The organism is Elusimicrobiota bacterium, from assembly GCA_028718185.1.
GTDB lineage: Bacteria > Elusimicrobiota > UBA8919 > UBA8919 > UBA8919 > JAQUMH01.
In genome coordinates this window covers 1-23846 of the sequence record JAQUMH010000001.1, presented here as the reverse complement: position 1 = coordinate 23846, position 23846 = coordinate 1, and the positions used below count along the sequence as shown (strand labels likewise).

The 23846-nt window shown below is 34.4% G+C and carries 19 protein-coding genes; 18 read left to right on the top strand and 1 reads right to left on the bottom strand.

Annotation, left to right across the window (positions count from 1 at the left end):
• Positions 1 to 235: 235 nt before the first annotated feature.
• The 16 genes from rsmH to PHE88_00020 all read left to right on the top strand — a co-directional run bounded on the left by rsmH (position 236) and on the right by PHE88_00020 (position 18258).
• Entirely contained in the window at positions 236 to 1120 is an 885-nt protein-coding gene (gene rsmH / locus PHE88_00095) for a 16S rRNA (cytosine(1402)-N(4))-methyltransferase RsmH (GenBank protein MDD5686222.1), read from the top strand.
• The gene (locus PHE88_00090) at positions 1117 to 1410 is read left to right on the top strand and encodes a hypothetical protein (protein MDD5686221.1); all 294 of its coding nucleotides are present in this window, start codon (positions 1117 to 1119) and stop codon (positions 1408 to 1410) included. The genes rsmH and PHE88_00090 overlap by 4 nt, the downstream gene beginning before the upstream one ends.
• Positions 1407 to 3080, top strand: a complete 1674-nt coding sequence (locus PHE88_00085) for a penicillin-binding protein 2 (protein ID MDD5686220.1) — start codon at positions 1407 to 1409, stop codon at positions 3078 to 3080. Before PHE88_00090 ends, PHE88_00085 begins: the two co-directional genes overlap by 4 nt.
• A 14-nt stretch (positions 3081 to 3094) precedes the next feature.
• A complete protein-coding gene (locus PHE88_00080) occupies positions 3095 to 4615 on the top strand; it encodes a UDP-N-acetylmuramoyl-L-alanyl-D-glutamate--2,6-diaminopimelate ligase (protein MDD5686219.1) in 1521 nt (506 codons plus the stop codon).
• On the top strand, positions 4563 to 5945 hold the full coding sequence (locus tag PHE88_00075; protein MDD5686218.1) for a UDP-N-acetylmuramoyl-tripeptide--D-alanyl-D-alanine ligase: 1383 nt from the start codon (positions 4563 to 4565) through the stop codon (positions 5943 to 5945). Before PHE88_00080 ends, PHE88_00075 begins: the two co-directional genes overlap by 53 nt.
• A gap of 6 nt (positions 5946 to 5951) precedes the next feature.
• The gene (gene mraY, locus PHE88_00070) at positions 5952 to 7034 is read left to right on the top strand and encodes a phospho-N-acetylmuramoyl-pentapeptide-transferase (GenBank protein MDD5686217.1); all 1083 of its coding nucleotides are present in this window, start codon (positions 5952 to 5954) and stop codon (positions 7032 to 7034) included.
• Between the two features lie 98 nt (positions 7035 to 7132).
• Positions 7133 to 8398, top strand: a complete 1266-nt coding sequence (murD, locus tag PHE88_00065; GenBank protein MDD5686216.1) for a UDP-N-acetylmuramoyl-L-alanine--D-glutamate ligase — start codon at positions 7133 to 7135, stop codon at positions 8396 to 8398.
• A gap of 135 nt (positions 8399 to 8533) precedes the next feature.
• Entirely contained in the window at positions 8534 to 9637 is a 1104-nt protein-coding gene (ftsW, locus tag PHE88_00060) for a putative lipid II flippase FtsW (GenBank protein MDD5686215.1), read from the top strand.
• An 8-nt stretch (positions 9638 to 9645) separates the two neighbouring features.
• On the top strand, positions 9646 to 10707 hold the full coding sequence (murG, locus tag PHE88_00055; protein ID MDD5686214.1) for an undecaprenyldiphospho-muramoylpentapeptide beta-N-acetylglucosaminyltransferase: 1062 nt from the start codon (positions 9646 to 9648) through the stop codon (positions 10705 to 10707).
• A 300-nt stretch (positions 10708 to 11007) separates the two neighbouring features.
• Positions 11008 to 12267: a glutamate-5-semialdehyde dehydrogenase gene (locus tag PHE88_00050; protein MDD5686213.1), complete on the top strand. Its 1260-nt coding sequence runs from the start codon at positions 11008 to 11010 to the stop codon at positions 12265 to 12267.
• Between the two features lie 134 nt (positions 12268 to 12401).
• A complete protein-coding gene (gene nadD, locus PHE88_00045; protein MDD5686212.1) occupies positions 12402 to 12962 on the top strand; it encodes a nicotinate (nicotinamide) nucleotide adenylyltransferase in 561 nt (186 codons plus the stop codon).
• Positions 12963 to 13000: 38 nt separating this feature from the next.
• Positions 13001 to 13531, top strand: a complete 531-nt coding sequence (yqeK, locus tag PHE88_00040; GenBank protein ID MDD5686211.1) for a bis(5'-nucleosyl)-tetraphosphatase (symmetrical) YqeK — start codon at positions 13001 to 13003, stop codon at positions 13529 to 13531.
• 115 nt (positions 13532 to 13646) lie between these two features.
• Positions 13647 to 14822 (top strand): LCP family protein, encoded by a 1176-nt coding sequence (locus tag PHE88_00035; protein ID MDD5686210.1) that lies wholly within the window; start codon positions 13647 to 13649, stop codon positions 14820 to 14822.
• A complete protein-coding gene (rsfS, locus tag PHE88_00030; GenBank protein ID MDD5686209.1) occupies positions 14807 to 15223 on the top strand; it encodes a ribosome silencing factor in 417 nt (138 codons plus the stop codon). Before PHE88_00035 ends, rsfS begins: the two co-directional genes overlap by 16 nt.
• A gap of 87 nt (positions 15224 to 15310) precedes the next feature.
• On the top strand, positions 15311 to 16903 hold the full coding sequence (gene argS / locus PHE88_00025) for an arginine--tRNA ligase (GenBank protein MDD5686208.1): 1593 nt from the start codon (positions 15311 to 15313) through the stop codon (positions 16901 to 16903).
• 125 nt (positions 16904 to 17028) lie between these two features.
• Positions 17029 to 18258: a HEAT repeat domain-containing protein gene (locus PHE88_00020; GenBank protein MDD5686207.1), complete on the top strand. Its 1230-nt coding sequence runs from the start codon at positions 17029 to 17031 to the stop codon at positions 18256 to 18258.
• A 186-nt stretch (positions 18259 to 18444) separates the two neighbouring features.
• On the opposite strand, the gene PHE88_00015 is transcribed toward PHE88_00020, so the two are convergent.
• Positions 18445 to 19218 carry an AraC family transcriptional regulator gene (locus PHE88_00015; protein MDD5686206.1) on the bottom strand — a complete coding sequence of 258 codons (774 nt, stop codon included), beginning with the start codon at positions 19216 to 19218 and terminating at the stop codon, positions 18445 to 18447.
• A 690-nt stretch (positions 19219 to 19908) separates the two neighbouring features.
• Here PHE88_00015 and PHE88_00010 point away from each other — a divergent pair.
• Positions 19909 to 20841, top strand: a complete 933-nt coding sequence (locus PHE88_00010; GenBank protein ID MDD5686205.1) for a PorV/PorQ family protein — start codon at positions 19909 to 19911, stop codon at positions 20839 to 20841.
• A gap of 133 nt (positions 20842 to 20974) precedes the next feature.
• The coding region (locus tag PHE88_00005) for an Ig-like domain-containing protein (GenBank protein MDD5686204.1) at positions 20975 to 23846 on the top strand (2872 nt) is incomplete at its 3' end.

The following is a 23846-nucleotide window of genomic DNA, read 5'->3' as shown; positions in this document are numbered from 1 at the left end:
AGCTGACAAACTCTGATTACACAGACCTGCCTGACGGCAGGCAGATTAAAACATAAAATTACACAGAAATGTCATTGCGATAAATTCCATGGTCAACGGTTCCTTGCCCGCCAAAGATTCAGTAGAGGGAGTGGTGGGAAGCAATCCCAACAAGTCAGGATTGCCACGCCCGCCACAATTCATTGGCGGGCTCGCAATGACATCATTAGTGTCATCTGCGTAATCGAGACTATTTATGATATCTCATATACCGGTAATGCTCAATGAAGTAGTAGAATATTTGAATATAAAGGAAAATGGGACTTATGTTGATTGTACTTTTGGAAGTGGAGGGCATTCGTTAGAAATAGCTAAGAAACTTTCCGGTAAAGGAAAATTATTTTGTATTGATTGGGACATAGATGTGATAGAGAGTACTGGAAGTAAGTTTGAAGAATATAAAAATGTAAAAATAATTAATGAGAATTTTGCAAATCTTGAGGCTATTGTAAAAAAAAATAAAATTAAAAAAGTTAATGGAATACTTTTTGATTTAGGGTTTTCTTCAGTGCAAATTGAGAATGTGGGTAAAGGGTTTAGTTTCAATTATGATGCCCCGTTGGATATGAGGTTTAATAAAGATAATGCTTTAACTGCGGGGGAAATATTGAACAATTATCCTGAAGGCGAGCTGATTTCTATTTTGAATGATTTTTCAGACGAACAGTTTGCTGAAAATATAGTTAAGGAAATATGTCTTTTCAGGAAAACAAAAAAAATAGAAACAACTAAAGAGCTGGTTGATATTATAAGAAGAGCGACACCATCGTGGTATAAGCACAGGCGGATTCATTTTGCCACTAAAACATTTCAGGCAATAAGAATTGCTGTTAATAATGAACTGGAAAATATAAAGGCTGGTCTCTCTGCTGCTTTAAAGGTTTCTGCATCGGGTGGGAGGATAGTTGTTATATCGTTTCATTCTATTGAACATCGGCTTTTAAAAAAAGCTTTCATTGCAGCTGAAAAAAGCAATTTAATAATATTAACTGAAAAAAAACCAATTTTTCCAAAATATGAAGAAATATTAAATAATCCTCGTGCAAGGTCAGCCCAGATGCGGGTTGTAGAAAAGAGATGAGAGTAAAAACAAATAAAAAAACGGGTTTTTATTTTAAAATTGTCGGCATTGTAATTACATTAGGTTCTTTCTATGTATGGCAAAGAAATGCCTCGATGATTTTAGGATACAAGATTAGTGATGTTAAAGATAAGATTTCTGCTTCATCAAATGAAAACAAATATCTTAAAATGAAGATTATGGATATAATAGCATTAAATAATCTTGAAGAGGTTGCGAGAAAAAAATTGGGCTTAGTAACTCCAAAAACATCAGATATTGTCATAATAGAAGAGGTCAAAGAAAAGTGAAAATTACAAGGGTAAGAATTATTACTGTTTTTGTGAGTACATTACTGGTATTTTTGGTAATTGGTTTCCGGCTTTTTCAGATACAAATTGTGGATTATAAGTTCTTTAATCAGAAAGTGGCTGAACAATCCAAAAGGGTTAAAAAATATCAGCCATTAAGGGGAAATATTTACGATAGAAAAATGCGTGTTCTTGCAACAAGCATGGTAAGTTCATCGTGTTATATTGATTTAAAAAAAGCAGAAGACTTAGATATAAATCTTTTCGCCAAGTGTATCGGATTATCTTCAGAAGAAGTAAATGCAAAGATTAAACAGAAAAAAAATGTAGCATTGATAAAAAGAAAGCTTTTGCCGGAAGAAGTTCTGAAAATCAGGTCAAGGAATTTTCCGGGAGTATATTTCGAAGAAGAACAATTAAGGTTTTATCCTGAAAATTCACTTGCTAACTATGTTGTTGGCGTAGTCGGTACTGACAACAACGGTTTGTCCGGTGTTGAATACACATTTGATGATTTTTTGGTAGGTAAGTCAACAAAGTATGTTATAAATAGAGATGGTAGAGGCAGGGAAGTAATATTCAACAGTAAGCCTGCAGAAAGTGTGCGTGCAGTTGTGCTGACTATTGATAATCGTATACAACATGTCGTTGAACAGGAACTAAAAAAAGCATACGCTGATAGTTCTGCCCGTCTGTTGACATGCATAATACAAAATCCGCAAACAGGTGAAATACTTGCAATGGCATCTTACCCTTCTTATGATTCAAATAAAAAAATTGATTCTAAAATGTTGAAAAATCCTGCTATTGGCGATACTTTTGAACCGGGTAGCGTATTTAAAATAGTACCGGTCGCAGCTGCTTTAGAAACACAGCCGGATATTACTAAGGAGAAAATATTTTGTGAAAATGGTTCATTTAAGCTTGCAAAAAATGTAACTATTCATGACCACGAAAAATATGGGATTTTGTCATTTGAGGAGATGTTTGCTTATTCATCCAATATAGGTTTTGCAAAGCTTGCCCATCAAATAGGGAAACAAAATTTATGGCAATATGCCAGGTCTTTTGGGTTTGGAATGGCTACCGGTGTTGAGCTTACCGGTGAAATTAACGGAATATTGCTGCCGCCTAATAAATGGTCAAAAATCTCATGTGAAATAATTTCTTTCGGGCAGGAAATTTCAGCAACTGCTTTGCAGATAGTTAATGCTTTTTCTGTAATAGCCAACGGCGGGGTTTTAATGGAACCCAAAATTGTCAGGTCAATACTTTATGATAATAATGAAAAGCAGGTTTTTGAACCAACTACAATAAGAAGAGTTGTATCTCAAAAGACAGCAGATATTATGAAAGGTATGCTTGAGTCAGTAGTTAATTATGGAACCGGTGTACAAGCAAAAATCAGCGGGATTAAAGTTGCAGGTAAAACCGGGACAGCACAAAAATATGATAAAATCTTAAAAGATTATTCTAAAACAAAATATGTTTCACTTTTTGCAGGATTTTTGCCGTCAGATGACCCGAAGATTACGATTCTTATTGTATTAGATGAACCTAAGGAAAATTACTGGGCATCATCTGTCGCTGCTCCTGTTTTCAAAAGAATTGCATTGGGAGTTCTTGAATATTTAAACATAGAACCTACGAGAGAAGTAGTCATGAAGTAAGGTATTAAAAAAACATGAAAATCATTGAGCTTATAAAAGGATTGGATATTAAGATAGAAGGTAACATTGAAAAAGATATTTCAGGAATAACGTATGATTCCCGTAAAGTTTCAAAAAATTACCTTTTTGCTGCTATGGAAGGCAGCAAGGATGACGGGAAAAAATATATCAAAGATGCTATTTCAAAAGGAGCAGCTGCAATATTAACGGATAATAAAGAAATAATAAAAGGTGACGCCACATATCTGCTTACTGACAATGTTTCAGATTCACTTGCTAAAATGTCTTCACGTTTTTATAATGAACCGTCAAGAAACATGAAATTTTTCGCTATTACCGGAACCAACGGTAAGACTACGACTTCATATCTTATAGAAAAAATATTTCAAACTGCCGGAATAAAATTAGGAGTTATAGGAACTATTTTCTATAGATTTGATACTTTAATGATACCGGCTCCAAATACAACTCCTCAGTCATCTGATTTACAGGAAATTTTATCAAAGATGAAGCAATGCGGTGCTGATGGTGTTGTGGTAGAGGTATCATCACACGGGCTTGTTCAGAATCGTATTTCAGGATGTGATATTGACGTGGCGATATTTACAAATCTTACTCAAGATCATTTGGATTATCATAAAACGATGGATGAATATAAAAAAGCAAAATTCCTGCTTTTTGAAGAATTTTTGACAAAATCTGCAAAAGAAAAAAAATATGCAATTATTAATACAGACGATGAGGCAGGCAAAGAATTATTAAATATTACAAAAGGTGATGTTATTACCTATGGAATAAAATCAGATGCACAAATAAGAGCTACAGAAATAACAATTCTTAGAAATAAAACAGAATTTTTTGTTCAATTGGAAAGTAAAAAAGTAAGAATAGAAACAAAACTCGTAGGTCAACATAATGTTTATAATATTCTTGCCGCTTTTAGTTGTGCTTATAGTCAAAAAGTAGATTTTAAAGATATTGTTAATGGTATTAAAGAATTTGAAACAGTTCCCGGCAGGTTTGAAACAATTGATAAAGGACAACCATTTACTGTTATTATCGATTATGCACATACACCTGATGCCCTGCTAAATCTTATTAATGCTGCCAAAACAATAAAGCATAAAAGAATAATTACTGTATTCGGGTGTGGTGGTGATAGAGATCGCTCAAAGAGACCTTTAATGGGGGAAATTTCCGGGCGTTTATCTGATTACACGATTATAACATCTGATAATCCTCGTTTCGAAAAACAAGAAAGAATTGCGCTTGATGTAGAAGTGGGATTACAAAATATAAAATGTAAAAATTATGAGGTTATACTTGATAGAGCGGAAGCTGTTAGAAAAGCGATTTCAATTTGTGAAATTGACGACATACTTTTAATAGCAGGAAAAGGACATGAGGAATATCAGGTTATCGGTGATGAAAAAATTCCTTATAATGATAAGGATGTTGCATCGCGTATTTTATCAGAAAGGTATGATAAAAAAAATGGAAAAAATAGAATTATTAAAAATCATAGGAACAATTAAAAAATATCGGTCTTTTGGTGTATCTATTGATTCACGTACAACTGAAAAGGGCGATATTTTTTTTGCTATAAAAGGGGAAAAATATGATGGTCACGATTATATATATGATGCAATATTTAAAAAGGGAGCAATCGCAGCTGTCGTGTCCAGAACTCCGGATTTTATGTCTGATAAACATAAAAGAATAGGAAAAAACCCGCAATTACCTGTTATAATAGTTAAAGACACCCTTCTGGCTTTACAGGAATTTGCAAAATATTACAGAGAAATATTTAATCCAAAAACTATCGGTATAACCGGTTCTAATGGCAAAACAACCACGAAAAATATATTAGCTTCTATTATTTCTCAAAAGCACTCCGTTTTATCAACTCAAGGAAATTTTAATAATCATATAGGACTTCCACTTACACTTTTTAAACTTAATAAAAATCATAAATACTGTGTTCTTGAAATGGGAGCAAATCATAAAGGTGAAATCGCACGATTGTGTGAGATAGCAAACCCGACATGCGGAATAATTACTAATATCGGTTTTGCGCATATTGGGAATTTTGGTTCGTTAAGAGGTATATTAAATGCTAAAATGGAACTTTTTAATTACCTCGGGAAAAATGATATTGCTGTTGTTAATAATGATGATGAGCTGATATCGCTTGCTGCTAAAAGTTTAAAATGTAATAAAATAACATTTGGAATTAATAGTAAATCGGATATAATGGCATCTGATTTTATTTTGAAGGCTGATAAAACAAATTTCAATATAAAAATTGACAATAGAATAACCAAAGTTGAAATTCCTGTTCCCGGAATGTTTAATGTATATAATGCACTTGCTGCAACAGGTTGTGCAGTTTCTCTTAAAATCTCAGTTCAAGACATTGTTAATGGTTTAAAAAATTTTATACCTCAGGGAATGCGGATGGAAATGGTAAAATTAGAAAATGGGGTCATTGTTGTAAACGATTCTTATAATGCAAATCCGACATCAATGCACAATGCGATTGAAAATTTCTCAAAAATCTTTTATAATAAGAGAAAAGTATTGGTTTTAGGTGATATGCTGGAATTAGGTAATTATGGGGAAAGGGAACATGAAAAAATTGGAGAGTTTATATTTAAGAATAAACTTGCCGATGTTGTTTATACAGTCGGAAAATTAGCAAAAAGTATTGCTGATTCATCTAATGGCATATGGTTTAAAAATAAGAACGAGTTGTCAAAATATTTGAAAATAAACCTTAAAAAAGGGGATGCTGTGTTTTTTAAAGCTTCACGAGGTGCAGGTATCGAAGAAGTTATAAAAAACATTCAGACAAAAAACAAATAAATATCTATGTTATATTATCTTTGTCATTTATCAAATTATTTTTCACCATTTAATGTTTTTCAATATATAACATTTAGGGCGGGTGGTGCAATTTTCACATCACTTATAATATCTATTTTTTTTGGTAAATACTTTATAAATAAGTTGAAACTCTTCAAAATTAACCAGACTATAAGAGAAGATGGTCCGCCTACCCACCTTGTTAAATCCGGTACTCCAACTATGGGCGGAGTTATAATACTTATTTCGTTTTTAGTTTCAACAATTTTATGGGCACGTCTTAATAATAGGTTTATATGGGTTTTAATTTTATCGTCTACTTATCTTGGTGTCTTGGGTTTTGTTGATGATTATCTTAAAATAGTAAAAAAACATTCCAGTGGTTTATCTGCTTCAAAAAAGATTTTGTTTTTATCTATTATGGCAGTCATTATTTCTGCATACTGTTATTTGTTTCCATCAAATCCAAAATATGTAACATCCGTTAATATTCCTTATCTTAAGGGAGTATTTTTGAATTTTGGAGTTTTATACATATTTTTTTCATATTTCATTATTATTGGTTCTTCAAATGCAGTTAATCTTACAGACGGACTTGATGGTCTTGCTGTCGGTTCAATTATATTTTCCGGGCTCGTATATGTGGTTTTTGCTTACGTAGCGGGCAATGTAAAGTTTAGTGAATATTTAAAGGTAATTTCAGTATCCGGCGCCGGTGAAATTTCTATATTTCTAACAGCAATGATAGGTGCATGTTTAGGTTTCTTGTGGTTTAATTGTCATCCGGCAGAAATATTTATGGGAGATACGGGTTCGCTTTTCTTAGGCGGCAGCATAGGGGTTGTTAGTGTTCTTATCAAACAAGAGGTGATTTTGATTGTAACAGGGGGGATTTTTGTCGTTGAAGCGCTCTCGGTGTTACTGCAGGTTATATCATTCCGTTTCAGAAAGAAAAGAATTTTTAAAATGGCGCCTTTACATCATCATTTTGAACTTAAAGGTCTTCCCGAAGATAAAGTTGTAATCAGATTTTGGATTGTAGCAATCATATTAGCACTTTTATCTTTGAGCTCGTTAAAAATTAGGTAGACGGAGAAGATGTCGTAGGTTGTAGGGTTATAGGGTTATAGGGTTTTAACTCTACAAACTCTAAAACTCTATAACCGATTTTTGGAGTTTGAAACATTGTGGAAAATAACTGGAAAAAGGTAGCAATATTGGGGGCAGCAAAGACAGGTATTTCTTGTGTTAATTATTTTTTATCACAGGGATGCCAGGTTTTACTTAGTGATGTTAAAAAAGAGGAAGCAGTTGAATCAAAAATCCCGCAAAACATTAAAACTGAATTCGGCGGCCATTCGAAAGAAATCCTTTCAGCAGATTTAATAGTACCAAGCCCCGGTGTTCACTGGGATATACCTATTTTAACCGAAGCAAGAGAAAAAGGCATAAGGGTTATTTCAGATATAGAAATATTTTACCTTTTAGCAAAATATAAAATGATTATTGCTATTACCGGGACAAATGGAAAGACCACAACAACTTCTATGGTAGGTGAAGTATTAAAAAAAGCTGGTAAAAAAACTATTATTTGCGGTAATATAGGAACTCCTGTCTGTGATTTTATCAGGGAATCAGATAAAGAGACATATGTTGTTATGGAAGTTTCAAGTTATCAGCTTGAATATACGGACAAATATGCACCGCATATATCAGCTATTTTAAACATTACCTCTGACCATTTAGAAAGACACAAAACAATGGACAATTATGCAAATGTAAAATCTAAGATATTCTTAAATCAGGATAAAAATGATTTCTGCGTATTAAATGAAAATGATAGTTATTGTAAAGAACTTTCCGGAAAATGCAGGTCAGAGGTAATTTATTTTTCAATTGGAAAAAATGGAAATAAACTAAATTTAAAAATACCCGGAAGTCATAATGTTGAAAATGCACTCGCATCTATCGAAATATTAAAAGCAGCAAATATTCCCGAGAAAAATATTATAGAAATATTATCAGAATTTAACGGTATAGAACATCGTATTGAATATGTCAAAGATATAAATGGTGTTAAATACATAAATGATTCAAAAGGGACAAATGTATCTTCAACAGAAGTTGCTATAAAATCTTTCAAACAGCCAATTGTTCTTATTCTTGGAGGCAGGGACAAAGGATCGCCATATTCACCGTTGATTCCACTTATAAAAAACAACGTTAAGAAAATTATCGCAATAGGCGAAGCGAAAGAAAAAATATTTTCAGAATTAAAGGGTTCTGCCGATATTATTTTATTGGAAAACATTGAACAGGCTGTAATGAAAGCAAAAGAAATTGCAGTTTCGGGAGATATTGTTTTATTGTCTCCCGCATGTGCTTCTTTTGACCAATTTAAGAACTATGAAGAGAGAGGGAAATATTTTAAACAAATAGTTATGAATATTTAACTCAGCTAAGTTGTCATTGCGGGGAATCCCGATGTTTGGGATAACGAAGCAATCTCAATACGATTGTTTCTCGCCAGAGTTAGGTGAAGTTTGATTAGCAATGAGATAGTTGAGTATTTATTTTCAGGTATCATAATGGATAAAACAAAGTCATATAATATGGAAATTTGGGTTGTTATGTCGATACTAATATCTATCGGTATAATTATGGTCTATTCAGCAAGCGGCATAATGGCGGATTACAAGTACGGTAGCTCTACAATGTTTTTTTGGAAACAACTATTATGGGTATGTCTTGGCGGGATTTCTATGCTATTTTTCTCATATTTTGATTATAATAAGTTACGAAGCATGGTAATACCACTTTTACTTTTTACTTTTGTTCTGTTAGTGTTTGTTCTGATATTCGGGACTACAGTCGGCGGGGCAAAACGGTGGTTGAGGTTTGGGCCACTAGGTTTTCAACCATCAGAGGTAGCAAAATTAACTGTTATAATTTTTCTTGCCTGGTATGTTGATAGAAGGAAAAGCAAAATGAAAAATTTTAAGGAGGGTTTATTGAAACCGCTACTTATTGTAGGCGTGATATTAATATTGGTATTTGCGGAACGGGATATTGGTGTACCGCTCCTTATTTTTTCTATAACAATAATTCTTTTAATTATAGGCGGGGCAAATTTAGGACATGTGTTTTTAATGAGTATTGCAGGGATACCTGTAATTATTTATACTGTAATAAAAGAACCATATCGTATTAGACGAATAACAACCTTTTTAAATCCCTGGGCTGATCCGCAGGGTTCGGGGTATCAGTTAGTCCAGTCACTTCTTGCAATGGGTTCAGGCGGGTTGAGAGGGATAGGATTGGGGGAATCCAGGGTAAAAATGCTTTTTTTGCCTGAACCGCACACGGATTTTATATTTCCAATTATAGGTGAAGAACTTGGATTATTTGGTACGATATTTGTTTTGTTTTTATTTTTAATATTGTTGTATTTTGGTGTGAAAATTGCATTGGGTGCAAAAGATCTTTTTGGCAGTATTCTTGCCTTTGGAATTACAATAATGGTTACTTTTCAATCGTTGATTAATATGTCAGTTAGTGTCGGGCTTTTACCAACGAAAGGTTTACCTCTTCCATTTATTTCGTTTGGCGGCTCGTCAATTTTAATAATGATGACAAGTATTGGAATACTGCTGAATATCGGTAAACAAACTTGCCTACCGGCAGGCAGGTAAAATCTTAAATGGCTAAAAAAATATTGATTGCTGTCTCTTCTACAGGCGGCCATATATATCCGGGTCTTGCAATAGCGAGTGAATTTAAAAAAAAAGGATATGATGTTTTTTTTATTGGTAAAAAAACAGAAATAATTACAAGAGAAAATTACAGGTTTTATACAATATCTAGTATTGGTTTTCAAAGAAAAATATCAATAAAAGCGATAATATTTATAATTAAAAACATATATTCTGTTTTTCAATCAATAAAAATATTGATTAAAGAAAAACCGGATATTGTCATAGGTTTTGGCGGTTATGTTTCCTTTCCTGTTGTTTTTGCAGCATGGATAAAAAAGATTCCTACGATAATTCACGAACAAAATATCATTCCTGGACTTGCTAATAAATTATCGTCAAAATTTGCATCTAAAGTATGTATAAGTTTCGGCGATTCAAGTAGATATTTTCCTTTAGAAAAAGTTGTTTTTACGGGTAATCCTGTCCGCCAGGATATTTTAGATGTTTCTAAGCAGACAAAATCAATTAAAATTATAAAATTACCGATTACTATTTTGGTTTTTGGCGGCAGTCAAGGTTCAAAGAATATAAATCTTGCAGCTATAAATTCACTATCAAGGTTAGTTGCGATAAAAGAAAAAATCCGGTTTATACATATTACCGGTGAAAATAATTATGAAATAGTGAAAAATGCGTATTCTGAAAAAAAAATACCGGCAGAAGTGTATAAATACCTTTTTAATATAGAAACAGCATATCAAAAAGCATCTTTAGTTATTTGCCGTGCAGGCGCTACTACAGTAGCAGAATTGATTACATTAAAAATTCCTGCGGTGCTTATCCCATATCCTTATTCTACTGAAGAGCATCAGAAAGCAAATGCTGAATATCTGGTAAGATACGGTAGTGCAATTATTATTGAAGAGAAAAACATTGATAGACTTGCAGAAAAAATATATGAATTTGCGAACAATCCTGATATTCTTCAAGAGATGTCGGAATCTTTCAGTAAAATATCTTACCCCGACCCAATAAAAAAGTTTTCTGAGTTAATAGAAAATATATAAAATAATCCTTCTTCGCAATTTATTGTAGAGTTTAATTAATTAGATTTTATTATTATTTGAGTTGTATTTGCCTGTCCTTGTGTGCTTTATTATGGCATCATATGGTTCTGCAATTATTTGTAGTGCTTGCCAAAGGCAAGCCACTACATTCTTTATGCTAAAACTTCATTTAAACTCTATTTTTTAAAATGTATCAGTTCTTTAGCGGATATATATAACACTAAGAATCTAAAACAATTAAATATCTCTTCTAATGATTTTTTTTGTTGTCTTTTTGGTAAAATTTCGTATAATAAAAACATGGCTAATTTTAAGGATTATATTGTTAGAAAAGCTAAAAGAACTAAAATTGCTTCAAGAAATTTAGCATTTGTCTCAAATGATATAAAAAACAAAGCCCTTTTTAATATCGCAGAGAATATTTTAAAAAATAGGGATAAAATAATCTCTGAAAATCTTAAAGATATAAAGAACGCTGAAAAACAGAAGTTACCGTCAGCGATGGTTGATCGTTTAGTATTGAATAACGGACGAATAAACGCAATGGTTGACGGTCTTAAATTTGTTATAGGGTTGCCTGACCCGGTCGGTGAAATTATCGAGAAAATAACAAGACCGAATGGTTTAGAGATAAGAAAAATTCGCGTACCTATCGGTGTTATAGGAATAATTTATGAAGCACGTCCGAATGTTACTGTTGATTCTGTCGGGCTTTGCCTTAAATCGGGCAATTGTGTTGTTTTACGCGGTGGCAGCGAAACGATTAACTCTAATAAAATATTGACAAAATTAATATGCGAAAGCGCTTATTCAGATGGTATACCTGAAGGTAGTGTTGAATTTATTGATAAAGTTGACAGAAAAGTGATTTCAGAAATGATACGACTTAACGATTATATTGACTGTATAATTCCCCGAGGTGGTGAAAATCTTATAAAGTTTGTCAGGGATAATTCTTCTATACCAGTTATAGCTCACGGTAAAGGTGTCTGTCACACTTATGTTGATAAGGATGCCAATATAGAAAATGCAATAAAAATATCTTTTAACGCAAAGGTTCAAAGACCGGGCGTTTGTAATGCAATGGAAACTTTGCTTGTTCATAAAGATATTGCGGCAAATATTTTGCCTTTAATAATTGATAAGTATAAAAAGGCAGGTGTTGAAATTCGTGGTTGTAAAAATACAAAAAAAATAATTAGTGGTATAAAACCGGCAACTGAAGACGATTGGTATGAGGAATATCTGGATTTGATTTTGTCTATAAAAATTGTTTCTTCTGTCGACGAGGCAATCGCTCATATTGAAAAATACGGGTCTCATCACTCTGATGCAATTGTTACGGAGAATAGGGAAACATCGGAAAAATTTTTAAAAGAAGTTGATTCTGCAGTAGTTTATTGGAATGCATCAACAAGGTTCACTGACGGTAACGAGTTTGGTATGGGCGCAGAAATCGGAATTTCAACTCAAAAAATACATGCTCGCGGTCCCATGGGATTAAGAGAACTTACATCATATAAATATGTCGTAAGGGGTAATGGGCAAATAAGAGAATAAAAATCGCTCCCAAGCAAATTTTCTTGAGTCGCTCGGCACCAACTCGCTCTGAGATTTGCTCTTGAAAGTGTAGTCGCAAATCTAGGCTCTGCGAAAATTTCTTGCTAGCTCTGGTGATTAAAGGGATATAAAGAGTGAAAATTGGGATATTAGGCGGAAGTTTTGATCCTGTTCATAATGGGCATATTGTTCTTGCAAAAAGCGCATTAAAGCAGTTAAAATTAGATTTATTGTTTTTTGTACCTGCATATATGCCGCCTCATAAAAACAGGAAGTTAGAAAAAGCATTTCACAGGAAAAGGATGTTAAGTCTTGCCACAAGGAGTTATAAAAAGTTTTTAATATCGGATTTTGAACTCAACAGAAAAAGAAAAACCTATACATATCAAACAATAGAATATTTTTATAAAAAATATTTTCCTGTAGATTTATATCTTATCATCGGGTCCGATTCTGCAATAGATTTAAAAAACTGGAAAAACGATAGAAAGATTATTCAGTTAAGCAAAGTTGTTGTTGGAAAAAGAGATAATTATATTTTTAACAATAAAGATAATTTTATACTGCTCTCGGGAAAAATTCCGGATATTTCATCAACGGGAATCAGGAGGAAAATCGAAGATGGTTTTTCTGCAAGAGGACTTATTAGTTCATCAGTTGGAAGTTACATAAAAAGAAACGGTCTCTATATGTGATTGTTTGAAAATCCAAGCAATCGCTGATTACGCAGATTATGGTTTATATCAATGATATTAAGAATTACTTAAAAAAGAACATATCACAGAAAAGATATGTTCATACTTTAGAACTTACAAAACTTGCATCAGAATTAGCAAAACATTATGGATTAAAAAATATTAAAAAAATACAAATAGCTACGCTCTTACATGATAGTCAGAAAAATTCTAAAAACGGGAACGAACATTCGTTTTTAGCTTCAGAGGTTGCAAAAAATAAGTTTGGAATTAAAGATAAGAAAATATTGAATGCAATAAAACATCATACTTTTGGATATAGGAATATGGACAAATTTGCAAAAATTATTTATGTTGCAGATATTTCTGAACCATCAAGGAAATATAAGGAAGCCAAAAATATTAGAAAGCTTGCATTTGAAGATTTGGATAAAGCGATGGTTTTAACTTTATCAACTAAAATGAAATATGTCTTAGGTGATAAGAAACCGCTTTCTATAGAAAGCGTAATTTTATATAATAAATTATTAAAAAAATGTACCTTAAATAGACGTCATTGCGGGGCATAGCCGAAGCAATCTGACAAGATTGTTTCACGAAAAAGCTGTTCGCAATGACACCTTAATAAAGAACTATAATATAACAATAATATTTGTATTCATAATTTGCAAATAAATAATCCTGATGAAAAAAATTGTAATAATTTTTAGTTTCTTGTTTTTAATAACTGTTATTCTTACTGTTTCAAACACGCTTACGTATAAAATAGTTTCAGGTAACCGCGTTAATGGAATTATCATAGGCACAGATAGTGTCGATTTTTCAAAGCATTCAGACGTTATAATATTTTTATCATATAATCCAAAAACAAGATTTTTGGATATAATATCAATTCCCCGCGATACTAAAATATCAATTGAAGGAATCGCAATAAGAAAAATCAATCAGATTTATGCTAACAAATGGAAAAGTACAAAGGACCACAATATAGCTTCTAATAGTGTGAAAGATGAAGTCCAAAAAATATTAGGTATAGATATTCCATATTATGCACAAATAGATTATGATGGTTTTAGGAATTTTATTGATGTGCTTGGCGGTGTAAAAGTTAAAATTAACCAGCCGATGAATTATGACGATAATTGGGGTAATCTCCATATTCATTTTTCTACCGGTGTATATTTACTTACTGGACAAAAAGCTTTAGAATATATAAGATACAGGACCGGTGACCGGGCAGATTTAGACAGGGTTATAAGGCAGCAAGGTTTTATACGTGAAGTTGTAAACAAAATAAAAGAGCCAAAAGTTATAATAGGATTTCCAAAAATAGTAAAAATTATTTATGAGAATATTCATACTAATATTTCCATATGGGACATGTTAGCGATAGTATATGAATTAAAAGATTTCAAGCTTTCAAACATCCGGGTACAATCACTTGCCGGTGCGCCGACGAAAAGCGGCGTATGGATTCCTGACGCTATCGCAATCGAAAAGTCGGTTAATCTGGTTATGACCAACAAAATAGATAACATGGAAAGATTTCCGACTTATTCTAATATAGTTGTTGAGATATTCAATGCATCCGGGAAGACAGATCTTGCCGGAAAAATGAGAAAATATTTTGTAAAAAAGAATTTCGATGTTATTAAAACAGGAAATTATGATCCAAATTCCAAATATGAGAAAACGATTGTTATCGACAGGATGGGGCAACTTAAAAAGGCGCAGCAAATTGCAGATGAAATCGGGGTAAAAGAAGTAATTACAAAAATTGACGAATCGAGAGGTGTGGATGTAACAATAATTATCGGGCGTGACTGGCAAGGATTAAAAAATATATGGGAAAAAAAATGAATTTTAGGTCAATTACAAAGCAAATAGTTGAAATTTTAAAAGAAAAAAAAGGTAAAGATATTTTAGTGCTTGATGTAAGAAAAACCTCTGATTTTACTGATTATCTGGTTATTGCCAGCGGTACTTCAGATACGCACATAAAAACACTTCTGACAGAAGTATGTGATAAATTATCGATACCTCCGTATAAAAAAGAGGTAAAGAATAAGTCAAAATGGGTTGTTTTGGATTACGGCGGGGTTGTTGTCCATATATTTCACAACGAAACAAGAAAGTTTTATAATTTAGAGAGCAATTGGAGAGCAGCAAAAAAAATAGCAGTTGCGGGGTCCCGCACTAAGCGGGACCTACGGTTCCGGCGAAGCAATCGTACATATAACAGAAAGATTGCTTCACGGTAAGTCTGCCTGCCTGCCTGCCGGCAGGCAGGTTCGTAATGACAGAAAAAAATAATTTTAGCGGACGTCAGTTAAGAGAGATAGTAAAAAATGTTAAAAGAAATAAGAAAGATAATTGATGATGTTATATTGAAGATGAATATTGAAGGTGAATTCAAATATTCTATAGAGCAGGCACCGGCATTAATAGAAACTGATATAGCAACAAATGTAGCATTGGTGCTTTCGAAAAAAATTAAAAAAAATCCAAAAGAGGTTTCAGATGTGATAATAGAAAATATTAGGAAAAACCAAATAATATCCGAAGTCCAATTTCAGTCAGGTTTTATAAATATTAAATTAACCGATGATTTTATATTTGATAAACTAAAATCGGCAATTTCATCAGACAGTTCATATGGCAGAACCAAGCTTTTGAATGGCAAAAAAATTCTTATTGAATTTATCTCTGCTAATCCGACAGGTCCTTTGCATATAGGTCACGGAAGAGGTGCTGCTTACGGTGATTCTCTTGCAAGACTTTTCGAATTTTCAGATGGTTGTGTAGAACGGGAATATTACATTAATGATGTAGGAAACCAGATGGAAGTATTAACAAATTCGGTTGTATCATATATTTTAAAAAAGCCGCTTGCGGAAAATGGATACAAAGGAAAATACATTGAAGATATCGCTAAACAGATTGTGGATAATAAAATACCTGATGTTGAATATAAAGCATATACAATCAACAAAATACTTGAATGGATAAAAACTGATTTAGAGAAATTCGGTGTAAAATTTAACAATTGGTTTAAAGAATCATCTTTATATGAAAAAAATGAAGTCAGTTTAATAATAGAAAAACTTAAAAAGAATGGTTTTGCATATGAAAAAGACGATGCTGTGTGGTTTAAGTCAACTGCATTTTCTGATGATAAAGACAGGGTGCTTGTACGTGCGGATGGAAGGACAACTTATATAGCGTCGGATATAGCGTATCATTATAATAAGTATCAAAGGAAATTTGATGAATATATAAATATATGGGGAGCTGACCATCATGGATATGTAGAAAGGATGAGAGGTTCTATAAAGGCGATTGGGGAAGATGAAAAAAAGCTTAAAATTATTTTATATCAACTGGTAAACATTGTGAAAGACGGTAAAAAAATTACCATGTCAACAAGGGAAAACAAATTTACAACACTTGATGAGGTATTGGGTGAAGTCGGAGTAGATGCCACTAGATTTTTTCTTTTAATGAGGAGTTCCGAAAGTCACTTGGATTTTGACCTTGATTTAGCAAAAAAACAGGCGCCGGAAAATCCGGTTTTTTATGTCCAATATGCACACGCAAGAATTTGCTCCATTTTTAAAGAAGCAAAAAAGATGAATTGCGAATTTCTGGTTGATACGTATGATTTGCAGGTATTGAAATTAAAAGAAGAAAAAGGACTTGTGAAAAGTGTCTTATTTTTTGAAGATATTATTGAAATAGCTGTAAGAGATTGTGCTCCTCATTACATTACGAAATATCTTCAGGATATTTCCGCTGATTTTCATTCGTATTATAATAAGAACAGGGTTATAACTGAAAATTCCAAATTGACAATTGCACGACTTCAGATGTGTCAAGCGGTAAAAAATGTCATAAAGAACGGATTATATTTATTGGGTGTTTCCGCACCCGAAAGAATGTAAATTTTATTAGAGATATTTGGTCTCTAACGGGGAGATTGCTGAAAAAATGTTCCCTTGCCGTCATCCTGAACGAAGTGAAGGAACTCGTTTCTGATGATAAAGAGATTCTTTGCCTATGGCTCAGAATGATATCAAAAAGAGGTTTATCAGCAATCTCAAAAGGAGGTAGTATGGGATTAAGGGTAGAAGTAAAGGTTAAAGAGTTTGGAAAACGGTTTTTAGGTTTAACATTGTGCTTTTTACTGTTTGTTTGTTTGCCGGTATTAAAAGCAGAGGAGTTAATGCTTCAACAGTATATCACCGGCTTGAAGGACAAGAAGGACGCAGTGCGGATTTCGTCTGCCAAATCATTAGGGGAAATCGGCAAGCCGGAGGTTGTTGAAGCGTTACGGGATGCGTTAAGTGACAAGAGTAAAAGTGTTCGTTTAGAAGTTATTAATGCACTTTCAAAAATTCATAATGATGCATCTGTCAGTGCTCTTGGGGTAGCTATTAGGGACAAAGATACGAAAGTCAGACTTGCAGCTATTGATGCGTTAGCCAATATTAATAGCAAATCAGCAATCGGTCCGCTTATTGATGCCACAAAAGATAAAGATAATAAAGTAAAAATATCAGCAATAAATTTGTTGGGTAGTCTTGGCGATGAATCGGTTATTCCTACGCTTTCGCCGTTAGTTGCCGATAAGAATATAAAGATTCGTCTTGTTACGATTTATGCTGTAGGCAGTATCGGTGGTGTCGAAGCTATTCGTGCACTTTCTACTGCAGTGAACGATAAGAAAGATGAAATTAGTGTTGTTGCAATTAATGTTTTAGGAGCTCTCGGGGATAAAGATGCAACACCGCTTCTGACAGCGGTTTTAAGACAAAGAAGAGATATAACAGTATATGATGCTGTTGCAGATGCACTTGTTTCGCTTGGTAGTAAATCGGCAATCCCGTCTTTAGTGGAGTTTTTGGACAAAATTGATGAGGAGCAGAAAGGTAAATTCCAGGAAGCTATTGTGAAAATTATTGAAAAAAATCGGATAGTTTCTGTTAAAAAAGAAATAGAAAAACCAAAATCTGTTGAGACAGTTCAACCAGCAGCAGCAGTATCGCCAGCAGCACCAGTACCAGCAGCAGTACCGGAAAAACCTGCTCCAGTGCCTGCTCCGCAAGTACAACCGGAAAATTCCCAACAAGAGAAACTTAAACTAATGGGAGAGCATTACACGGCTGGTGTAAATTTTTATCAGAAAAGAGAATATGAAAAAGCTGCTGCCGAATTGGAAGAAGCTTTGAAAATTGATCCAAACAACAAACAATCAAAAGAAATGTTGGAAAAGATAAAAAAACAAATAAAAAAATAGTTTTTACTTTGATAAAATAGGATAAAAACTACTTTTAACTTGGTTTATTGTCTATATTAAAGGAAGAGTTTATAGGGTTAGTAATGTTCGTAGGGTTATAGGGTTCATAGAGTTTGTAGTATTAAGGAGTTAAAACCCTATAACCCTAAAACTCTATAATTAACTTTACATATTTATTTGCAGATTCTATTTTAAAGAGAAAATAGTGTTTTTACGGAAGTGACCTGGCGGGGCACCGAAATGTTTTCTGAACACCTTTGAAAACTGATACTCATCAACAAATCCCACTTCTTTGGAAATAGTTTTTAATGGCACATCTGTTGTAAATATCATATCTTTAGCAGTTTCAACACGAATGATTCTTAAATCTTTCATTGGGGTCCTATCTGTGAATTCTTTATATTTCTTAAAAAAACTATATTTACTCATACAGGCATGACTAGCTAATTTTTCTACTGACAGGTGTTCCTTTAAGTGATCTTTCATAAAATTTCGTATATTACTGACAATAGGGTGCAATTCTTTGGATTTGGAAATATCTGTTAATTCGGTTAATATTACTTCAAAGATTTGCTCTTGTAATAAACTTGCATAAGGAGACTTTGATTGATTTATTTCACACAACCATTGGGCTAAAAACCTGATTTTTTTATTTTTATCATAGGTTAAAATTGGAAGATCCGCCTGTCCTATTTTTCTCCAGAGAACAGCAATAAGTCCAACCTGACCGCTACTCTCAATCACTTCTTTGTGTGCAACCCTTTCACGATAAAACAGTATGTCGCCGGGATTTGCATGAAAAGTTTTCTTAGATATTTCAACTCGTAATGACCCCTTAATAATGATTACTAATTCGTTAAATGAATGGTAATGTTTTTCTACTTCGCGGTATGGATCATAATACTCTGCAAAAAATAATTTAGTATTTTTTTTAACTTCTCTTTCCCAGTTATAATCCATTTTCATATCAAATTATTTGACAAAAGAACTACAGTTTTTGACATTGACTTTTTTTACTCTATGCGTTATACTTCTATTTAAGAGGGAGTAATAAGTAACATAAATATTATACAGAAAAGTTTCAAATTAGTCAATAGCAAATTATTAAACAAAAGTAGTAATATCCAAATGTAGTTGTTTTGCCCCGCATACTGCGGGATTGCATTCTCGGTCGGTGCAGTAGCTCCGACCTGCGAGTGCTAATCCGAAAAGGCTGCTCAAGGGAAACCTTGATGAGTTCGCAAAACCAAGGGCTAAGATAGTGAACGCCAACAGGTTGCCGACAAGCGACAAACCACAAGCGTGTAAACCGCTTATGGCAAGATAAAGACTATCAAGCCAGCAAGGTTATCGAAAATAAAAGAGTTGATTAGAGAATTAGTAAATTAGTTAATTAGGTATAAGATACTTAATTAGTTAATTTTTAACTAGTTTTTTAATGAGCTTTTTTTTGTTTTATTGAGTCCCCTACCGGAGACCAATAAAACAATCCTGATAACAAATTCTTTTATGAAATAAGAATCGGGATGATCAAGTTTGAGTCCCCTACCGGAGACCAATAAAACAATCCTGATTACATATTCCGTTATAAATAAGAATCGGGGTAATCAAACATTAGAACAGAAGACTAGTAATAACAAGGGGGTCAATATGCGCAAAGTGTTAAGCACAGTGATGTTAGTAGTATTATTAGCAGGTATTATATGTACAGGTAGTGCATATGCCGCTTTTAGTAAGAGCGATGCCGGCACAAGTGCAGTGCATTTTTTAAAGCTGGGTGCCGGAGCCCGCAGTAGTGGCATGGGTGATATAGGAGTAGGCGTAAGTGAAGGAGCAAGTAATATATATTGGAATGCAGCCGGATTAGCGGGAATAGAAAAAACATCAATAAGTGTAATGCATGCGGTCTGGTTTGAGGACATAGGCTATACATGGATAGGGTATGGTCAGCCGACCGAAACCGGCGGATTAGGAATAGGGATACAGTATTTAAGTTATGGTTCAATAGAAGGCAATGATACCGCCGGAGTATTAACGAGCAATTATAGTCCTTCAGACATGTCAATAACATTAGGATATGGTAATGACGTAAGCGATGAAGTATCGTTAGGAGCCGGAATAAAGTATATAAGCAGCAAGATAAAGGAAACCGGGGTAGCGATAGCCGGCGATATAGGAATGCTATACAAGCCAACGGAAGGAAAAACGAGCTTAGGAATATCGCTCCAGAATCTAGGTGGAAAGATGAAGTATATAGAATCCGGCGATAATCTGCCGATGACGATACGTGTAGGCGGAGGATATAATATTCAACCTGAGTGGTTAGTAGGCTTAGAAATGACAGCAGTAAATGACAGTGGTCTTGGGATAGGAGCAGGAACAGAGTACAAGTATGCAGCGAGTGAAGGTGCAACATTAATAGGCAGGGCAGGCTATAATACGAAGACGAAAGACATAGGCGGGTTAAAAGGATTAAGCTTAGGAGCAGGAATAGAGCTTAAGAGTTGTGGTGTAGATTATGCCTTTGTCCCGTTTGGCGATTTAGGCGATACACATAGAATATCGTTGAATTTGAAATTCTAAAAAGGGTTATAGAGTTATAGGGTTATAGAGTTATAGAGTTATAGGGTTATAGGGTTTTAACTCTACAAACTCTAAAACCCTAAAACTCTATAACATACATTACACATAACACATTTTAAAGGAGGAAGGAGCTATGAAGAATAAGAAGAGAGTATGTTTAGCAGTTATTTTTGTAATGCTTTGCGGAGTAATTAGTAAGGTCAGTGCGTTAGTTCCTGTTAATTTTACCCGTGCTGATATGTTTATTTCACACTGGTATGATTTGACAAGTGAAACTGAATTGTATTCCGCTTTACAAACTGGAAAGGATTCAAATTATGACGCTGTATTTTTTATGCTCAGAGAGGACTATTTAGAAGCTGCACGAGACCCGATAAATTGCGGTACGTGGAATTTACAGGCAAGTTGGGGAATGTTAGATAAGGCAATTGCCTGGTGTCATAGTAATGGAATGAAGATACATATAGGTTATGGACCAACCAGAGGTTATGGAGTTGGTTTTTTTAAAAGATGGGAACGCAAATACGCTCAAGTGTTTTCGGATGGAAGTTTGGCAGAAGAACGAGTAGAAATATCATATCCGGAAATTAAAGCTTACGAGCTTGATTTAGTAAAATTTCTTATTCAGAATTATCCCACAATAGATGGAATCCATTTTGAAGAACCTGGTTATGATGGGTTATCATATTCGACTCCAATCAATATAATAGTGTCGACTACTACGTTAGGACCCGATACAAATGATACAAGACGAATTAACGCAATGAAAGGTGCAATGAATTCGTTTTGGCAGGAATTTTCTGATTGGATTTCTGTGAATAGACCTAATCCGACATTCAATATATCAGTAAACTGTCCATCAGTCACTGGTAATGGACTAAATAGTGCGGGAACAGATATGTTGTGGCATCAAACACATCTGTTAATGGATTTTTGGATGCAGCAAGTTGATTTATCTCTCAGTGATGTACAATGGGCATGTGATTTTATGCAGACCAATAGTGGCAGATTAAACAATAAAATTCCATTAGTGCCGGGAACATTTATAGATAATGCAGCATCTTGTCAGCAGCCAGGCTGCGTTTTAGCGGGTCTAACACCGACTACACCACAATGTTTTTGGCAAGATATCTTTAAGATAATTAATTGGGGACATGGCTGGAACACAAAATCAATAACTGTGGCTGGAAACTCTGAACTTAAAGTTCCTAGAAGCATGTTTTTAAATATAGGAGATAGCAGTTGGACAGGAGCCACGAGCGGCGAGATAATATCAAATATTCCCTGCCCGCCAGCATCAATCGCTACATTATCCGTAGGTAACATAACGCCTTCCAGTGTGGTGTTAAATTGGGTCGCAGTAGGAGCGAACGGCTTTAAGGGAACAGCGAGTCAGTATGATATCAGGTATGCAACAACCCCTGCCGGAATAACTCATAACTGGACTACCGCAACACAATGCACAACAGAGCCGGTTCCGCAAGTATCAGGAACTAACCAAAGTCTTACAGTAAGTGGTTTAGATACTGTTAATAAGACATATTATTTTGTGATGAAAGTAGCAGATGTTGAAGGTAACTGGTCAGGCATATCCAATGCCGCCAGCAACAAGGCAGATACTATATTGCCAAGTATAAACATTACTTCGCCAATAAGTGGAACAACAGTAACCAATCTGCAATTAACTGTAAGTGGTACTGCATCAGATAATGTAGCGTTAAGCAACGTAGAAGTTAAAGTAGGTGCCGGCGGCACTTATGCATCAGCGACAGGATTAAGTTCCTGGAGTGGAACTGTAACATTGGTAAGCGGTTCAAATACAATCTATGCTAAAGCAACGGATACCTCAGGTAACACAAGAGAAACATCAATAACTGTGACCTGCACACCACCGGACACAACACCACCAAGTATAGTTATAACATCACCTGCTAATAGTGCAACATTAACAGCATCGTTATTAACGATAAGCGGTACTGCCTCTGATAATATAGGCTTAAGCAAAGTGGAAGTTAAATTAGGAGCTGGCGGCACTTATGCATCAGCAACAGGGACAAATCCGTGGAGTGGTTCTGTCACATTAGTAGGCGGCTCAAATACAATATATGCAAAAGCAACGGATACAACAGGAAATATAACCGAAACGTCAATAACCGTGACATATGTTCCTGATACAACACCGCCTACAATAGCCATAACATCGCCTGCAAATGGCGCAGCAATAACGACAGCAGCATTGATAACAATAAGTGGTACCGCAGGTGACAATATAGGGATAAACAAAGTGGAAGTCAAGTTAGGTGCCGGCGGCACATATGCATCAGCGACAGGGACAAATCCGTGGAATAGTTCTGTCACATTAGTAAGTGGCTCAAATACAATATATGCGAAGGCAACCGACACATCAAATAATACCACCGAAACGTCAATAACCGTAACCTATACACCGTCAGACACAACAGCACCAAGTATAGCTATAACATCACCTTCTAATGGTACTACATTAACAACATCGTTATTAACGTTAAGTGGTACTGCAAATGACAATATAGGAATAAGCAAAGTGGAAATAAAGTTAGGTACCGGAGGGACTTATGTCCCGGCGACAGGAACAAATTCGTGGAATGGTACCGTAACATTAGTAAATGGCTCAAACACAATATATGCAAAAGCAACCGACACCTCAAACAATACCTCTGAAACATCCATAAGCGTAACCCGTGTAAATACAGCGCCGACATTAAGCTGGACCGGTGAAACAGACTATACATCAGATGGCATAAATCCGGAGACCGGCACAACCAATACGAGTTATGTGTATAGAGTGAAGTATGCCGATGCCGATGGCGATGCCCCGAAGACAGGGTATCCAAGAGTACATATAAAGAAAGGAGTAAGCGAGATAACCGGCAGTCCGTTTGTAATGACTACCACGGATACCGGTTCATATGTAACCGGCAGGAATTACAGTTTGACAAAAATATTAAGTGCCGTAGGCAGTGATT

Coding starts and splice junctions, on each gene's coding strand:
- rsmH (MDD5686222.1), top strand. CDS start 236: ATGATATCTCATATACCGGTAATGCTCAATGAAGTAGTAGAATATTTG.
- PHE88_00090 (MDD5686221.1), top strand. CDS start 1,117: ATGAGAGTAAAAACAAATAAAAAAACGGGTTTTTATTTTAAAATTGTC.
- PHE88_00080 (MDD5686219.1), top strand. CDS start 3,095: ATGAAAATCATTGAGCTTATAAAAGGATTGGATATTAAGATAGAAGGT.
- PHE88_00075 (MDD5686218.1), top strand. CDS start 4,563: ATGATAAAAAAAATGGAAAAAATAGAATTATTAAAAATCATAGGAACA.
- mraY (MDD5686217.1), top strand. CDS start 5,952: ATGTTATATTATCTTTGTCATTTATCAAATTATTTTTCACCATTTAAT.
- ftsW (MDD5686215.1), top strand. CDS start 8,534: ATGGATAAAACAAAGTCATATAATATGGAAATTTGGGTTGTTATGTCG.
- murG (MDD5686214.1), top strand. CDS start 9,646: ATGGCTAAAAAAATATTGATTGCTGTCTCTTCTACAGGCGGCCATATA.
- PHE88_00050 (MDD5686213.1), top strand. CDS start 11,008: ATGGCTAATTTTAAGGATTATATTGTTAGAAAAGCTAAAAGAACTAAA.
- yqeK (MDD5686211.1), top strand. CDS start 13,001: ATGGTTTATATCAATGATATTAAGAATTACTTAAAAAAGAACATATCA.
- PHE88_00035 (MDD5686210.1), top strand. CDS start 13,647: ATGAAAAAAATTGTAATAATTTTTAGTTTCTTGTTTTTAATAACTGTT.
- rsfS (MDD5686209.1), top strand. CDS start 14,807: ATGGGAAAAAAAATGAATTTTAGGTCAATTACAAAGCAAATAGTTGAA.
- argS (MDD5686208.1), top strand. CDS start 15,311: ATGTTAAAAGAAATAAGAAAGATAATTGATGATGTTATATTGAAGATG.
- PHE88_00020 (MDD5686207.1), top strand. CDS start 17,029: ATGATATCAAAAAGAGGTTTATCAGCAATCTCAAAAGGAGGTAGTATG.
- PHE88_00015 (MDD5686206.1), bottom strand. CDS start 19,218: ATGGATTATAACTGGGAAAGAGAAGTTAAAAAAAATACTAAATTATTT.
- PHE88_00010 (MDD5686205.1), top strand. CDS start 19,909: ATGCGCAAAGTGTTAAGCACAGTGATGTTAGTAGTATTATTAGCAGGT.